Origin of the sequence: Mesorhizobium sp. M0207 (genome assembly GCF_040321995.1) — a bacterium.
In the GTDB taxonomy this organism is placed as follows: Bacteria; Pseudomonadota; Alphaproteobacteria; order Rhizobiales; family Rhizobiaceae; genus Mesorhizobium.
On the sequence record NZ_JAMYSQ010000016.1, the window covers coordinates 97,168 to 113,084 of the forward strand.

Annotated in this window: 12 protein-coding genes; 9 read left to right on the forward strand and 3 right to left on the reverse strand. The window is 61.8% G+C overall.

Going from position 1 to position 15,917, the window contains the following annotated elements; all coding sequences use genetic code 11:
- Positions 1-4: 4 nt before the first annotated feature.
- A complete protein-coding gene (locus NKJ15_RS20990) occupies positions 5-1,672 on the forward strand; it encodes an ABC transporter ATP-binding protein (protein ID WP_352817371.1) in 1,668 nt (555 codons plus the stop codon).
- Between the two features lie 21 nt (positions 1,673-1,693).
- The gene (locus tag NKJ15_RS20995) at positions 1,694-3,064 is read left to right on the forward strand and encodes an alpha-glucosidase/alpha-galactosidase (RefSeq protein ID WP_352473203.1); all 1,371 of its coding nucleotides are present in this window, start codon (positions 1,694-1,696) and stop codon (positions 3,062-3,064) included.
- Positions 3,065-3,090: 26 nt separating this feature from the next.
- Here the strand turns inward: NKJ15_RS20995 and NKJ15_RS21000 are convergent, their stop codons facing one another.
- Entirely contained in the window at positions 3,091-4,293 is a 1,203-nt protein-coding gene (locus tag NKJ15_RS21000; protein ID WP_352817263.1) for an ROK family transcriptional regulator, read from the reverse strand.
- A gap of 243 nt (positions 4,294-4,536) precedes the next feature.
- On the opposite strand from NKJ15_RS21000, the gene NKJ15_RS21005 reads away from it, so the two are divergent.
- The 7 genes from NKJ15_RS21005 (at position 4,537) to NKJ15_RS21035 (ending at position 13,465) form a co-directional block, all read left to right on the forward strand.
- Positions 4,537-5,808 (forward strand): ABC transporter substrate-binding protein, encoded by a 1,272-nt coding sequence (locus NKJ15_RS21005; protein WP_352817265.1) that lies wholly within the window; start codon positions 4,537-4,539, stop codon positions 5,806-5,808.
- A gap of 71 nt (positions 5,809-5,879) precedes the next feature.
- Positions 5,880-6,764 (forward strand): carbohydrate ABC transporter permease, encoded by an 885-nt coding sequence (locus tag NKJ15_RS21010; RefSeq protein WP_023677182.1) that lies wholly within the window; start codon positions 5,880-5,882, stop codon positions 6,762-6,764.
- On the forward strand, positions 6,764-7,615 hold the full coding sequence (locus NKJ15_RS21015; RefSeq protein WP_352452362.1) for a carbohydrate ABC transporter permease: 852 nt from the start codon (positions 6,764-6,766) through the stop codon (positions 7,613-7,615). The genes NKJ15_RS21010 and NKJ15_RS21015 overlap by 1 nt, the downstream gene beginning before the upstream one ends.
- 61 nt (positions 7,616-7,676) lie before the next feature.
- The gene (locus NKJ15_RS21020; RefSeq protein ID WP_352817268.1) at positions 7,677-8,816 is read left to right on the forward strand and encodes an ABC transporter ATP-binding protein; all 1,140 of its coding nucleotides are present in this window, start codon (positions 7,677-7,679) and stop codon (positions 8,814-8,816) included.
- A gap of 18 nt (positions 8,817-8,834) precedes the next feature.
- Complete coding sequence (locus NKJ15_RS21025; RefSeq protein WP_352817271.1) at positions 8,835-10,976, forward strand: beta-galactosidase; 2,142 nt, start codon at positions 8,835-8,837, stop codon at positions 10,974-10,976.
- Between the two features lie 223 nt (positions 10,977-11,199).
- Complete coding sequence (locus tag NKJ15_RS21030) at positions 11,200-12,441, forward strand: acyl-CoA dehydrogenase family protein (RefSeq protein ID WP_352817374.1); 1,242 nt, start codon at positions 11,200-11,202, stop codon at positions 12,439-12,441.
- A gap of 7 nt (positions 12,442-12,448) precedes the next feature.
- Positions 12,449-13,465 (forward strand): phosphotransferase family protein, encoded by a 1,017-nt coding sequence (locus tag NKJ15_RS21035; protein WP_352501437.1) that lies wholly within the window; start codon positions 12,449-12,451, stop codon positions 13,463-13,465.
- A gap of 46 nt (positions 13,466-13,511) precedes the next feature.
- Here the strand turns inward: NKJ15_RS21035 and ftsZ are convergent, their stop codons facing one another.
- Both ftsZ and NKJ15_RS21045 read right to left on the reverse strand, forming a co-directional pair.
- Positions 13,512-14,519 carry a cell division protein FtsZ gene (gene ftsZ / locus NKJ15_RS21040; protein ID WP_023677189.1) on the reverse strand — a complete coding sequence of 336 codons (1,008 nt, stop codon included), beginning with the start codon at positions 14,517-14,519 and terminating at the stop codon, positions 13,512-13,514.
- Between the two features lie 222 nt (positions 14,520-14,741).
- On the reverse strand, positions 14,742-15,860 hold the full coding sequence (locus NKJ15_RS21045; RefSeq protein ID WP_352817273.1) for an NAD(P)/FAD-dependent oxidoreductase: 1,119 nt from the start codon (positions 15,858-15,860) through the stop codon (positions 14,742-14,744).
- Between the last annotated feature and the right edge of the window lie 57 nt (positions 15,861-15,917).

Here is a 15,917-nt window from a genome sequence, read left to right on the forward strand (position 1 = left end):
GATGATGCAACACGCGCTCGTCAAATCCTTCGCACCGCCTGTCCGGCTCGACCATGACGGCCGTTCGGAAAACCCGGTCATTGATGCCCGCAACATCGCCGTCGATTTCAAGGTCGAACACGGCATGATCGAAGCCGTCAAGGACATCTCCTTCCAGCTCTATCGCGGCGAGACGATAGCCATTGTCGGCGAGTCGGGATCGGGCAAGTCGGTGACGGCGCGCACCGTCATGGGACTGTTGTCGAAGCGCGCAGTCGTGTCGCCGAAATCGACTGTCGAATACAACGGGGCCAACATCCTGAAATTTTCCGAGCGTGCGCGGCGCAAACTGCGCGGCGACCGCATCTCGATGATCTTTCAGGAGCCGATGAGTTCGCTTAACCCGATCTACACGATCGGAAGCCAGATCGTCGAGGCGATACGGGTGCATCGCAAGATGAGCCGCAGGCAGGCCGAAGCAAGAGCGCTCGAGCTGCTGCAGCAGGTACAGATTCCTGAGCCCCAGGCGCGGCTGAAACAATACCCGCACCAGCTTTCCGGCGGCCAACGCCAGCGTGTGATGATCGCCATGGCGCTGGCCAACGATCCCGATGTGCTGATCGCCGATGAGCCGACGACGGCGCTCGACGTCACGGTTCAGGCGCAGATCCTCAATCTCATCCGAAACCTGCAGAAGAAACTGCGCATGGCGGTGATCCTGATCACGCATGACCTGACCGTGGTGCGGCAGTTCTCCGACTATGTCTACGTCATGCAGCATGGGGAGATGCGCGAGCACAATGTGACGGAGAAGCTGTTCGCCAATCCGCAGCATCCCTACACCTGTCACCTGCTTGCCTCCGAGCCGCGCGGCCAGGCAAATCCGTTGCCGGAAGGCGCCGACGTTATTCTTGAAGCTAGGAATGTGCGCGTCTCCTTCATGCTGCGGCATGGCACGTTCATGAGGCCGGACCTGCGCGAACTCGTTGCCGTCGACAGCCTCAGCCTGACCCTTCGACGGCACGAGACGCTGGGTCTCGTTGGCGAATCCGGATCGGGCAAGACCACCTTCGGCGAGGCGTTGCTCAGGCTCAACACCACCGACAGCGGCGAGATCTATTTCGATGGCCAGCCGATCCATGGCTGCTCGCGGGCGCAGATGCGGCCGTTGCGGTCGCGCATGCAGGTCGTCTTCCAGGATCCGTTCTCGTCGCTCAACCCGCGCATGACGATCGGCCAGATCATCGAGGAAGGGCTGGTCGTCAACCGCATGGGCGCCACCAGGAACGATCGGATCGAGCGGGTGCGCGAGGCGCTGATCAGCGCCGGCATGCCCGGCGATATCCTCTCGCGCTTCCCGCACGAGTTTTCCGGCGGCCAGCGCCAGCGTATTGCGATTGCCCGCGCCGTCGCGCTCGAACCGGAATTCATCGTACTCGACGAGCCAACATCGGCGCTGGATCTCTCGGTCCAGGCGCAGATCATCGAATTGCTGCGCAAGCTGCAGCGCGAACGGGGCCTGAGCTACATCTTCATCTCGCACGACCTCAAGGTCGTGCGGGCGCTGTGCCACCGCGTCATCGTCATGCAGCACGGCAAGATCGTCGAAGAGGGGCCGGTCGACGAAGTCCTGTCCCATCCCAAGACCGCTTACACCGAACGGCTGGTCAAAGCCGCTTTCGAGGTAGCCTAATTGCTTATGCCGGAGGTTGTTGTGGCAAGAAATCCCAAGGTCGCTTTCATCGGAGCTGGCTCGACGGTGTTCATGAGGAACATCGTCGGCGACATATTGCAGCGTCCGGCTTTATCCGGCTCGACGATCGCGCTGATGGACATCAATCCGCAACGGCTCGAGGAAAGCGCAATCGTCGTCGGCAAGCTGATCTCGACGCTTGGCGTAAAGGCCAAAGCCGAAACCTATTCGGACCAGCGCAAGGCGCTGGCGGGCGCCGATTTCGTCGTCGTCGCCTTCCAGATCGGCGGCTACGAGCCCTGCACGGTAACCGATTTCGAAGTTCCGAAGGAATACGGGCTGCGCCAGACCATCGCCGATACGCTCGGTGTTGGCGGCATCATGCGAGGCTTGAGAACCGTGCCGCATCTCTGGAAGATCTGCGAGGACATGCTCGCGGTCTGCCCGCAGGCGATCATGCTGCAATATGTCAACCCGATGGCGATCAACACCTGGGCGATCGCGGAGAAATACCCCGACATCAAGCAGGTCGGCCTCTGCCATTCGGTGCAAGGTACGGCGATGGAACTGGCGCATGATCTCGATATTCCCTACGAGGAGATTCGCTACCGCTCGGCCGGCATCAATCACATGGCCTTCTACCTGAAGTTCGAGCATCGCCAGCCGGACGGCTCCTACCGCAATCTCTATCCGGATCTGCTGCGCGCCTACAGCGAAGGGCGGGCGCCGAAGCCGGGATGGAATCCGCGCTGCCCGAACAAGGTGCGCTACGAGATGCTGAAGCGCCTCGGTTACTTCGTCACCGAGAGCTCCGAACATTTCGCGGAATACACGCCCTATTTCATCAAGGACGGGCGCGAGGATCTGATCGAGAAATTCGGTATCCCGCTCGACGAATACCCGAAGCGCTGCATCGAGCAGATCGAACGCTGGAAGGGGCAAGCGGAAGCCTATCGCTCGGCTGACAAGATCGAAGTGGAGCAGTCGAAGGAATATGCGTCCTCGATCATGAACTCGGTCTGGACCGGCGAGCCGTCGGTGATCTACGGCAACGTCCGCAACAATGGCTGCATCACGTCATTGCCGTATAATTGCGCGGCCGAGGTGCCATGCCTCGTCGATGCCTCCGGCATTCAACCCACGTTCATTGGCGACCTGCCGGTGCAGCTCACCGCGCTGATCCGCACCAATATCAACGTCCAGGAGCTGACGGTCCAGGCGCTGATGACCGAGAACCGCGAGCACATCTATCACGCGGCGATGATGGACCCGCACACGGCGGCCGAGCTCGACCTCGACCAGATATGGTCGCTGGTCGATGATTTGCTGGTTGCGCATGGCGATTGGCTGCCGGCCTGGGCGCGTGGAGCGCGCAGCGTTCGAGCGGCCTGAGGCGCAGGGCTGTCTATTTCACTCGCCTATGCCGACCATAGGGCCGGCTTTGAAAGCGGAGCGGCGTTGCCGGCAGATGTTTCGAAATCAAAGAGCTTCTGCGTTACGAGAGCAGCCGCTCCCCTTGCCCAGGAATTGTCCTCCCAGTCCAGCAGCATTGGTGGTGCCGCGCGAAAGGTATTTTTCCCAAGTGTCAGGCGCATTGGGCCAAACAGCGCATCGCCAAACGACACGGCTTCACCGCCGACGACAATGACCTCCGGGTCGGTGATGTTGACAAGATTGGCGAGATGCCGGCCGATGCCATGTCCGGCTTCTTCGAGAATGGCGACGGCTCGCGGTTCGCGGTCTGCCAAGGCTGCCATAAGGCTGACTTTGCTATCCGTCTCGTCGGGCCCGGTGGCTTCGCGCCAGGTGCGCAGGATCGCCGGCTCGGCGTAATAGGCCATCAAGCAGCCGCGTTTTCCGCACTCGCAAAGGCGGCCGTTCTCCTCATAAGAGCTGTGGCCGAACTTGCCGGCGGCACCGTTCGCGCCGCGATAGAGTTTGCCATCGAAGACGAGCGCGCAGCCGATTCCGACGCCGATCGCCAGCACAGCCATATTGCGGTGCTGGCGTCCCAGGCCGAAGAGTTGCTGGGCGATGGCATAGGCATTGGTGTCGTCCTCAAGCCACACGGGGACGTCTACCAGTTCGGCCAGCATCGGGCCAAGGGGAACGTTGTCCCAGTTGTAGCGATTGCTGCGGATACACACAGCCTTCTGGTTGTCTATGACGCCAGGCATTGAAATGCCGATCCCGGCAAGCTTGGCAGCGGGCCGATCGACAATGGAAATCAGCTCCGGTACCGCCTTGGCCAAGGTCGCTATGATGTGGTCGGGATCGCTGTCCGAGAGCTTGACGCGCAGAGAGCCCAGCGGATTGGTCGCAAGATCGGTGACCACGCATTCGACCGATCCGACCATCAGCTTGAAACCTATGGCAAGGCCGTTGGCATAGTTGATATCCACCGGGATAGGGCGGCGCCCAGCCGAGCCCACGACTGTCTTGCCTTCGATCAGCAGGCCATCCTCGATGAGGTCGGCCACGACGAAGGTGACCGCTGCCGGACTAAGGCCGGTAACTGACGCTATGTCGGCCCGGCTGCGCGCTCCTTCCTGCCGCAAGAGATTGAGGATCAGTCTGCGGTTCATCGCCCGAGTCGTGCTCGGGTCACCCTTGAGCTTCACGGATCCGCTTTCTTAATTTTGTAAATTAATTATTGCCTCTCGAGAAAACATATGCATAAGTTTGCCCGACTGTTCAACACCCGAACCGGGGGTCAGCGAAATTAATCCGGTTAGCAATGTCACCGCGCTCTGAAGGAGCGGGCAAGCATATTCTCTTGCCCGGGAGGTGAGCCGTGCCGTTGAGAAGAACAACCGCGCCGGCCGGTGTGCCAGTAGAGAATTGACAACACGGGAGGAGTAACAATGACGTTCAAGTGGATTGAAAAGCCGTCGACGCGGCGCAATTTCCTGAAGGGAGCTGGGGGCATTTCTGCTGGAGCCCTCGCGGGCTTCCCGATGCCGGCACTCAGCCAGTCGAGCGAAGTCACCATCATTTCAGACGAAAACAATGCCGATGCCCTGCGGATCTTGCGGCGCATCGCGGCCGACTTCGAGAAGCAGTCCGGCACCAAGGTTGTGATCAACAATATGGATCACGAGGCCCACAAGACCGCGATCCGCAACTACCTTGTCGCCGGCGCGCCGGATGTCTGCTTCTGGTTCTCCGGAAACCGCATGCGCGCCTTCGTCACCCGCGGCCTGTTCGACGACATTTCGGATCTGTTCGAGAAGGAAAAGTACAAGGACGTGCTGGGTGCCACGACCGGTGCCGTCACTGTCGACGGCAAGCAGTATGGCCTGCCGACTGGCGGCACGATGTGGGGCATGTTCTATCGCAAGGACGTCTTTGCCGAGCACGGACTGACGGTGCCGGCGACCTGGGACGAATTCCTTGCTTACGGCCAGAAGTCCAAGGCTGCCGGCCTTATTCCCGTCAGCATCGGCACCAAGGAACTCTGGCCGGCGGCCGGATGGTTCGACCAGATGAACCTGCGGATCAACGGTCTCGACAAGCACTTTGCCTTGATGAATGGCAAGATGGCTTACACCGACCCGGCGCTGACGCCTGTTTTCGACCACTGGGAAGAGCTGATCAAGCAGGGTTTCTTCACACCGGATCAGACGTCGTTCGGCTGGCAGGAGGCCGGCGCCTTCCTCGCCCAGAAGAAGGCCGGCATGATGAACCTCGGTGCCTTCGTGAAAGCTACTTTCCCTGAGCAGGATCTCGAGCAGCTGACATTCGCCCCTTTCCCGAAGATTGACGGCGCCCTCGACCGCTACGAAGAATTCTCGGTCAATTCGGTCCACATCCCGGCCAACGCCAAGAACAAGGCGGGTGCCCGCGAGTTCCTCGAGTTCTTCTACCAGCCGGAAAATTTCGGCCCTTATCTGGAACCCGGCGGCAACGTTCCGCCGCGCAACGACCTTCCGGCCAGCAAGGACCCGCTGGTCAACGCGGCTGTGGAAAGCCTGAAGACGGTGGCCGGCACGTCGCAATATTACGACCGTGACACCGATCCCGACATGGCCCAGGCCGGCCTGGTCGGCTTCCAGGAATTCATGGCCAAGCCGGAGCGCCGGGACGCCATTCTTCAGCGTCTCGAGGGAACCCGTCGCCGGATCTTCAAGATCTAGCGACTCCCAGCGGAGGGGAGCGGGGTTCGTACTCTGCTCCCTGATGCTTTCCGTGAATGAGGTCTCCCAAAATGACGAAGCTTTGGCGCCGCCATCGCTGGTGGCTGACACCGACACTTCTGATCCTGCCAGCCGCTGTGCTGTTTTCCGTCGTCATTCTGGCATCTGCGGTCGAGAGCCTGTGGATCAGCCTGCACGAATGGGACGGCTTCAGCCCGATGGTCTGGATCGGCCTCGGCAACTACCGCGAACTGTTTGCCGACCCGCAGTTCTATGTTTCGCTGAAGAACAATCTGATCTGGTTGGTGATGTTCATGCTGGCGCCGCCGCTCGGCCTCGCCATCGCGCTGCTCGTCAACCAGAAAATCCGCGGCATGCGCCTGCTCAAATCGCTGTTCTTCATTCCGCTGGTGCTGGCTTCGGTTGCCGTCGGCGTTGTCTTCACCTGGGTCTATACGCCGGAATTCGGACTTCTCGCCCTGATCTTCCGCACCTTCGGCGCGACCGCCCCGGCAGTGCTGTCGGATGAAAACTTCGTCACCTTCGCCGTCGTGATCGCAGCGTTGTGGCCGCAGATCGCCTTCTGCATGGTGCTCTATCTCGCCGGCCTCAACAATCTCAGCGAGGACCTGATCGGCGCCGGGCGGGTCGACGGCGCCAGGGGCTGGAACATGCTGCGCCACATCGTGTTGCCGCAGCTGACGCAGGTCACCTTTATCGCCATCGCCGTCACTGTCGTCGGCGCACTGCGTTCCTTCGACATGGTCTCGGTGATGACCAGCGGCGGCCCCTTCGGTTCGTCCGAGGTGCTTGCCTATCAGATGTTCGAGCAGTCCATATTTTCCTACCGCTTCGGCTATGGCGCGGCCATTGCCTCGGTGCTGTTCGTGATCATGGCGGTCTTCATCGCCTGGTACCTGACGCGGATGATCCGCGCCGATGAAAGAGGCGGCTGATGTTTCCCCGCCCGATTCCCGAGACTGCTATTTGGCAGCGTGGCCTCTATGTCGTGCTGGTGGTCGGCATCCTGATTGTCTGGCTGGCGCCGCTCTTTGCCATCATCCTTACCTCGTTCCGCTCTACACAGGATGTCATGGGCGGCAATCTGTGGGGCTGGCCGACCCAATTCGGCCTGGTCGACAACTACACGGCGGTCTTCACCCAGACGCCCATGGCCCGCTACTTCCTCAACAGCCTGACGATCACAATCCCCTCGGTGATGGGCGTTCTCATCTTGAGCACGCTCGCCGGGTTCGTGCTCGCCCGTTACCGGTTTCGCGGCAATATGCTCGTCTTCGCCCTGTTCGTCGGCGGAAACTTCCTGCCGCACCAGATCATGATGATCCCGGTGCGCGATCTCATGGTGCGGCTCAACCTCTACGACACGATGGCGGCCCTGATCATCTTCCATATCGCCTTCCAGACCGGGTTTGCGACACTGTTCATGCGGAACTTCATCGCCGCCTTGCCGGGAGAACTGTTTCAGGCCGCCAGGGCCGAGGGCGCGACGCCGTTTCAGACATTGGTACATGTCGTGGTCCCATTGGTGCGGCCGGCTCTCGCGGCGCTGGCCATCCTGCTCTTCACCTTTATCTGGAACGATTATTTCTGGGCGGTCGTGCTGACCATCAGCGATACCGTCAAACCGGTGACCGCCGGCCTCGCCAACCTGCGCGGCGAATGGGTCTCGGCCTGGAACCTGATCTCGGCTGGCACCATCGTCGTGGCTTTGCCGCCGGTTGCCATGTTCTTCCTAATGCAGAAGCACTTCATCACCGGCCTCACCATGGGAGCGGTCAAGGGATGAGCGACCATGACTTCAAGGCGTCGCCCACCCGATCCGAAACTGATTTCGCAAGCAGGGCTCCATGACCAGTCTTGAACTCCGGCAGATACAAAAGAATTATGGCAGCTACCACGCGCTGCGCGGCATCGATCTCAGCGTCGAACAGGGCGAGTTCATTGTCACCGTCGGGCCGTCCGGCTGTGGCAAGTCAACGCTGTTGAAGATCATCGCCGGGCTTGAAACCGTCTCGACCGGTAAGATTCTGATCAACGGCCGTGATGTCACCACCACCGAGCCGGGTGAGCGCGGCATTGCCATGGTCTTCCAGTCCTATGCGCTTTACCCGCATATGACCGTCGCCGAGAACATGGGTTTCGGCCTGCGCATGGCGCATCGCCCCAAGGCCGAGATCGATGCCGCCGTGCTGCGAGCCGCCAAGATCCTTCGCATTACCGACCAGCTCGACAAGCGGCCGAAACAGCTTTCCGGCGGCCAGCGTCAGCGAGTGGCGATCGGCCGTGCGATAACCCGCTCGCCCGACGTGTTCCTGTTCGACGAACCATTGTCCAACCTCGACGCAGCGCTGCGCACGCAGATGCGCGTCGAGCTTTCCGATCTGCACGCCAGGCTCGGCGCCACCATGGTCTATGTCACGCACGACCAGACCGAGGCGATGACAATGGCGAGCCGTATCGTCGTGCTCAATCGCGGCTCGGTCGAGCAGGTGGGCGCTCCGCTCGAACTCTACCGCAATCCGGCCAATCTCTTCGTCGCGGGCTTCCTCGGCGCACCCCGGATGAATTTTTTCGAAGTGACCGTCGCCGCTGTCTCCGGCGGTGCCGCCACGCTGTCGACCGCCGGTCTTTCTCCTTTGACTGTCGAACTGACGGAAGCGGCATCCGTACAGGTCGGCGATAGGGTGACGATGGGGATTCGGCCGGAGAGCATCAGCTTGGCCGCGGAAGGGACAGCGAGTTTTGCAGGACGGGTGCGGCTGGTCGAGCATCTCGGCCGCGAGACCATCCTCTATGCCGACGCGGGCCCGCTGCAATGCGTCAGTTCCGAAAGCGGCAGCGGCAACGTCACCGTCCAGATCGGCCATGCGAGTGCCGTCGCTGCCGACGCGACCGTCGGCTTCAAGGTCGAGCCGCGTGACGTCTATCTCTTTTCCTCTGTCGATGAGCGGACAATCAGTGCCCGCAAACCCACCATCACCGACTGATCTGCAGGAGTATCCTTCGTGAACAAGACTTCAAGAGGCCGCGCCCTGTCGGTCTGGCGCACGATCCAGACCGACCGCTTTCTGGTCGGCGCGCCGCACTATCCCGAACATGTGGACGAGAGTTACTGGGACAACGACGCCCGGCGCATGGCCGAGGCCGGCTTCAACGTCGCCCGCCTCGGCGAATTCGCCTGGCACATTTTCGAACCGCGTGAAGGCACCTTCGATTTCGACCTGTTCGACCGGGCAATCGAGCGCCTCGCGCGTCACGGCGTCAACACGATCCTGTGCACGCCGACCGCCACCCCCCCGCGCTGGCTGACGGCAAAGCATCCGGAAATCCTGCGGCTTGATGGAAATGGCCGGTCGATGGGCCACGGCTCGCGCCAGTATGCCGACACCAGCAGCCCGGTGTTTCGCGACTATAGCCGCAAGATTACCAGGGCGATGGCGGACCACTACCGCGACAATGCAAATGTCATAGGCTGGCAGACCGACAACGAACTCAACACCAGCATGCCGGAATCCTATTCGCCGTCGGCGTTGAAGGAATTCCAGGCTTATCTCCAGGAAACCTACCAGACGATAGACAGGCTGAACTTCGCCTGGGGTGGCGATTTCTGGGCGACGGCTTACGGCGATTTCCGCGAAATTGTCTTCCCGCTGGATTTTTCCCCGTCCTTTCCCGGTCCCGGTCACCTCCAGGACTACCACCGTTTTCTCGCCTTTTCGACAGCACGGTTCCAGCACGACCAGGTCGAGATCCTGAGAAAAGCGAATGCCAGTTGGTTCATCTTCCACAATCTCGGCGGATTGCGTGACATCGACTTTCGCGGCCAATTCTCCACCGATCTCGACTTCGTCGGCTACGACATCTATCCGTTCCTCTATGACGAGTTCTTTCGCCTCGGCAATCACGCCAAGATCCAGGCGCTGCATCTCGACATCTGCAGGGGATTTTCCGGCAACTACATAGTGCCGGAACAACAGTCGGGTTTTGGCGCCCAGCCGGGCTTCTGCACGCTGACGCCGGAGCCAGGCGAAATGCGACGCATGGCGATGTCGTCGGTTGCGCGTGGCGCCGATGGGATCATGTTCTTCCGCTGGCGTCCCGCACATTTCGGCGCCGAGATATACTGGATGGGCATCATAGACCATGATGATGTCGCTCGCCGCCGCTATGACGAAGCCAGGCAGTTCGCCACCGAGATGACGGCGCTTAAAGACAAGATCCTGGGCACCCATGTGCGGATGGATGTCGGCATCGCCGGCTCGGACTTCGACAATCAGGAAGCCCACAAGACCTTCCCCATCGGCCTGCCAAGTCCGCAGGATGATGCAATCTTGCTGCATCAGTATTGCTATGACCGCGGCATCGCCTGCGGCTTCATCCACCCGGAAGACGATCTGTCGAAGCTCAAGGTGTTCTACGTGCCGCATTGGGTGATCTGGAAGGACAGCTGGACCGAGCGGCTGCAAGTCTTTGCCGAAAATGGCGGTACCGTCATCATCGGCGCGCGCACTGGAACCCGCGACGAAAACAACCACGTCATCCGCGAGACAGCGCCGGGCCGGTCGCTGTCGAAGTTGACCGGCGTTCGCGTCGAGGATTTCGGGCGGCTGGCGGCACCTGGGGCCAATGGCCTGTTCAATACGATGTCGCGCTCCGGCGGGCTCGTCATTCCTCCCGACAGACCGGCCGAATCCAGCCGCCGTATCCGTCGTTTTACCGTCGGAAACCACGAGTTCGATGCCGGTTATTTCTATGAGAACCTCGCAGTCGAACCGGAAGTCGAAATTGTAGGGGTTTGGTCGAACCGCTACGCGGCAGGAACGCCTGCAATTACCTCCCGCGCCGTCGGCAAGGGCCGTGTGCTCTATGTCGGCACTTATCTAACCCCGGAGCTGACAGCTCAACTCGCTAAGCGCACTTTCGTGGATGCGAATGTGGAGCCTCTGGTTCCGGATCTGCCGGACGGCGTCGAGGTCACGATGCGCGAGAATGACGAACGCCGGCTGCTGTTCGTGCAAAACATCAAAGACACGCCCGTTGCCGTAACCGGCGTTCCCTTCGGCAGCAACCTGCTCGATAGCCAAGGACCTGTCTCCGGAGTGTTGACGCTGGACGGCTATGGCTGCGCTGTCCTCGAATTGATCTGAGCATTGTCGCGGACGTTAGCGATACGAAACCTGAGCACTCTTTGATCCTGGAATTCGACCGGCATCGGCAGCACGCCGGCATCGATCCATATCGAACCGGCGCTTTGACGTGCGCAAGGAACGGCCGGCGAACTGCTGTTGCTCCCATTCAACGACGGCAGTTACACTACCGGCGCGACCATCGGAGCCGATGGCGGCATCTCGTTTCATCCTTGTGAGCGCCATGAATTTCGACATTTCCGTCCGAACCGAGGCCTTCCGCAGCCGGATCGCCGATTTCGTCGAGCGCGAAATCCTGCCGCTCGAGGCTGACAAGGCTTGCTATGACGGCCATGGCAATATTGCGCTGCCGCTGCTTGAAACGCTGCGCGGCAAGGCGAAAGCAGCCGGCCTGTGGTGCCTGCAGCTCAAACCCGAGACCGGCGGGGCCGGCCTTTCCAAGGTGGATATGGCCGTCTGCTATGAAGAGATGAACCGCTCGATCTTCGGTCCGGTCGTGTTCAATTCCGCGGCCCCCGACGATGGCAATATGATGATGCTGGAACGGTTGGGAACGCCTGAGCAGAAGCAAAGATGGCTGAAACCGATCGTCGAGGGCAAGGTGCGCTCGGCCTTTGCAATGACGGAACCGCACCCGGGCGGCGGCTCCGACCCGTCGATGATCATGACCAGAGCCGAACGGCGTGGCGACAGATATGTCGTCACAGGCCGCAAATGGTTCATCACCGGCGCGCAAGAGGCGAGCCACTTCATTCTCATTGCGCGCACTTCGGACGATCCGCGTCACGGCCTTTCGGCCTTGCTGTTCCACAAGGACCAGCCGGGCTGGCGGATCGTGCGGCGCATCGAAATCATGGGACCGGAAGAACATGGCGGCCATTGCGAGCTGGAGTTCGACGGCCTGGAAGTCCCGGTCGAGGACGTGCTTGCCGGCGAAGGCAGCGGCCTCCGGGTTACCCAGGTCCGGCTCGGTCCGGCGCGGCTCACCCATTGCATGCGCTGGCTCGGTCTTGCCAAGCGCTGCATCGAGATCGCGCGCGCCTATGCCGCCGAGCGTAGCGGTTTCGGGCAGCTTTTGGCCGACCGTGAGAGTATCCAGCTGATGCTCGGCGACCTTGCCATGCGCATCGAGATCGGGCGGCTGCTGGTGATGAAGGCGGCCTGGGAGCTCGATCGCGGTGGCTTTGCCCGCAAGGAGGTCTCCATGGCCAAGATCCAGGTCGCCAACGTGCTGCATGACGCCGCCGACGTGGCGATCCAGATCAACGGCGCCCGCGGCTATTCGAAAGACACTGTACTCGAATGGATTTACCGCTACGCCCGCCAGGCTCGCCTGGTCGACGGCGCCGACGAGGTCCACAAGATGGTGCTCAACCGCTTTCTCAACGAGGAAGGTGCGGGCTTCTGGCGCTGGCATGTCGAAGCCGGCAGACAAGACGAAACAGGTCGCGGCGGGCACCGCTGAGCTGGCAATGAGGATGGATTTCGATCCAGTACGCCTGGAGGATTTTCTGAGAGCGCATTTTGGCGATGGCCAAATGTCGCTTGAGCGGATCGTCGGCGGCCAATCCAACCCGACCTATTTCGTCGACTATGGCGGCCGCCGCATGGTGCTGCGCAAGAAACCTCCGGGACCGATCCTGCGCGGCGCTCATGCCGTCGATCGCGAGTACCGGGTGATCGAGGCGCTAGCGTCGACAAAGGTGCCGGTGCCGCGGCCGGTGCTCTATCACGACGGCGACGAGCCGCTCGGCACGCCGTTCTATCTGATGCAGCGGCTCGACGGCCGGGTGTTCCACGATGGCGCGTTGCCGGGACTGGCGCCGGACGAGCGGCGCGGCATCTATTTCGGCATGGCCGAGGCGCTGGCAAAGCTGCACGCCGTCCGGCCGGAAGAGGTTGGGCTCGGCGACTATGGCCGTCCCGGGAACTATTTTGAGCGACAGATCGCGCGCTGGACCAGACAGTTGCGGGAATCGCCGAGTGAGCGCATTGCCGCGCTCGAAGCCGTCGCCGAATGGCTGCCGCGACATCTTCCGCCAGATGACGGCCACGTTTCGATCGCGCATGGCGATTTCCGTCTCGGCAATCTCATCTTCCATCCCGAGCGGCCCGAGGTGATCGGCATACTCGACTGGGAGTTATCGACCCTCGGCCATCCGCTTGCTGATCTCGGCTTCTGCTCGATGCCCTGGCATTCCTCATCGGACGAATATGGCGGCATCCTCGGCCTTGATCAGGCAGCCCTCGGGATTCCGACACAGCGCGAATTCCTCGATCATTACTTCGCCCACGCCGTGCCGACGGCGCCGCTCCAGCGGTTCCATCTGGTGTTTGCCATGTTCCGCTTTGCCGTGATCTTCGTCGGCATCGCCGACCGCGTGCTGGCCGGCAGCGCGGTTGCGGCCGATGCGGCCGACGTGGCACCGCTGGCCGGCCGTTTTGCTGCACGCGCTATGGAAGTCATCGACGGCGCGCGGCCGTGGTGACGCGAGGCTGGCAATCAGCTGAGCGAACCGCACGCGATAACGCTGTTCAGTTCATGCGAACTTCCGGTTCGGCAAGCAGTGGAATCTCCAGGCCACGCCGCAAGCCGGTCGCCACGACCGATACCCTGAATTTTCCGGCGAGTGCCTTGTCGAAGATGGCGCCGACGATGATGTCGGCATCGTTGTCGACCTCCTCGCGGATGCGGGTAGCGGCTTCGTCGACCTCGAACAGCGTCATGTCCATGCCGCCCGATATCGAGACAAGGACGCCCTTGGCGCCCATCATCGAAGCTTCGTCGAGCAGCGGGTTGGCGATTGCCGCTTCCGCTGCCTTCTTGGCACGGCCTTCTCCGGCGGCTTCGCCGGTTCCCATCATGGCGCGGCCCATGTCGCGCATCACCGACTTCACATCGGCGAAGTCGAGATTGATCAGGCCTTCCTTGACGATCAGATCGGTGATGCAGCCGACACCCGCATAGAGGACCCGGTCGGCCATGGCAAAGGCGTCGGCGAACGTGGTTCTGGCGTCGGCGATCCTGAACAGATTCTGGTTGGGAATGACGATGACGGTATCGGCGCTTTCGCGCAGGCGCTCGATGCCCTCATCGGCAGCGTACATGCGGCGCCTGCCTTCGAAGACGAATGGCTTGGTGACGACGGCAACGGTCAGTATTCCGGCTGCCCGCGCTGCCTGTGCTATAACAGGCGCGGCACCAGTGCCGGTTCCGCCTCCCATGCCGGCGGTCACGAAGCACATGTGCGTTCCAGCAAGGTGATCCATGATCTCGTCGATGGATTCCACGGCCGCGGCACGGCCGACCTCGGGCAGGGACCCGGCGCCGAGACCTTCGGTGATATGAGCGCCCAACTGGATCAGCCTCGTTGCCTTCGACATGGCAAGGGCCTGGGCATCGGTGTTGGCGACGATGAATTCCGCGCCCTGCAGGCCTTCGGCGATCATGTTGTTGACGGCGTTGCCGCCGCCGCCGCCGACCCCGACGACGGTGATCTTGGGCCTCATCTCCGAGATTACCGGCCTCGTCGCGGTGTTCATTGCCGTTCTCCCTGGATACGCCGAGTGGTCGCTGGAAGCTTGTCCCGGGCGCACTGCGAAAACTCTGAACCGGGCAGTGCGAATCAGGACAGCCCCAGAATGCAGGGAATCAGAGCGCGGAGCGGGCTGCAAGTGCGCGATGTGCCTCATAGGCGACTTGCGTCTGAAAGTTCACGCAATGCGCCTTGATACAGTGCAGATCGCGGCGCGGGGCGCCGCACGCTACAACTTCGGCGCGAGGCACTGCGCGACGTGGTCGGCAATCGTCAGGCAGGAGGTCAGGCCGGGGCTTTCGATGCCGAACAGGTTGACCAGGCTATCCACGCCGTGCACCGCCACGTCCTGGACGACGAAGTCGGCATTGGCCTCACCGGGACCGGACAGTTTTGGCCGGATGCCGCTGTAAGCGGGTTGCAGGCTGCCATCGGCCAGGTCCGGCCAGTATTTGCGGATCTCGCTGTAGAAGCGCTCGCCACGAGCCGGGTCGACGCGGTAGTCGAGTTGATCGGTCCATTCGACGTCCGGCCCGAAGCGGGCGACGCCATCAAGGTCGAGTGTCAGATGAACACCGAGCCCGCCGGGTTCGGGCACCGGATAGACCAATCGCGAGAACGGCGCCCGTCCGGCCACCGAAAAATAATTGCCCTTGGCATAATGGAGCTTTGGCACGAATTGCTGATTGAGCCCTTCAAGCGAACCGGCAAGTGCTGCGGCGCCAAGCCCGGCGGCATTGACGAAACGCGGAGTGGCGATCTCGAAGCGCTCGCCGCCGGCAGCGTCCACCGTCTCGAGCACGACGCGGCCTGCTTCGATGCGGCCGGAGGCGATGCGCGTGTTGAGACTAAGTGCCGCCCCGTGCTCCTCGGCGTCGCCCAACAGGGCGAGCATCAGGGCATGGCTGTCGATGATGCCGGTGGCGGGCGACAGCAGCGCCGCCGTGCACTTAAGGCTGGGCTCCAGCGTATGCGCCTCGGCTTCGCTCAAGCGCAACAGGTCGCCGGCGCCGCAAGCGCGTGCATTGGCCCGGATTGAGGCGAGCACCGGCTCCTGTTCGGCACTTGTGGCAACGATGAGCTTGCCGCAGCGCGCGTGTGGGACCGCCCGCTCCTCGCAATAGCGATAGAGTCTTTCCCGGCCGGCCACGCAGAACTGGGCTTTCAGCGATCCAACCGGATAGTGGAGGCCGGCATGGATGACCTCGGAATTGCGCGAGCTTGTCCCGGTGCCGATAGCGTTCTCGGCTTCCAGGACCAGCGTATCGATGCCGCGCTGCGCCATCTCTCGCGTGATCGCCAGGCCAACAACGCCGGCGCCAGCGACAATGCAGTCGACATGGTCCACGGTTAGGTCAAGCCGAAGTTCTGCATGCGTCCATCCATCCGCTGGCCCTGCCGAAAG

Coding starts and splice junctions, on each gene's coding strand:
- NKJ15_RS20990 (WP_352817371.1), top strand. CDS start 5: ATGCAACACGCGCTCGTCAAATCCTTCGCACCGCCTGTCCGGCTCGAC.
- NKJ15_RS21005 (WP_352817265.1), top strand. CDS start 4,537: ATGACGTTCAAGTGGATTGAAAAGCCGTCGACGCGGCGCAATTTCCTG.
- NKJ15_RS21010 (WP_023677182.1), top strand. CDS start 5,880: ATGACGAAGCTTTGGCGCCGCCATCGCTGGTGGCTGACACCGACACTT.
- NKJ15_RS21015 (WP_352452362.1), top strand. CDS start 6,764: ATGTTTCCCCGCCCGATTCCCGAGACTGCTATTTGGCAGCGTGGCCTC.
- NKJ15_RS21020 (WP_352817268.1), top strand. CDS start 7,677: ATGACCAGTCTTGAACTCCGGCAGATACAAAAGAATTATGGCAGCTAC.
- NKJ15_RS21030 (WP_352817374.1), top strand. CDS start 11,200: ATGAATTTCGACATTTCCGTCCGAACCGAGGCCTTCCGCAGCCGGATC.
- NKJ15_RS21035 (WP_352501437.1), top strand. CDS start 12,449: ATGAGGATGGATTTCGATCCAGTACGCCTGGAGGATTTTCTGAGAGCG.
- ftsZ (WP_023677189.1), bottom strand. CDS start 14,519: ATGAACACCGCGACGAGGCCGGTAATCTCGGAGATGAGGCCCAAGATC.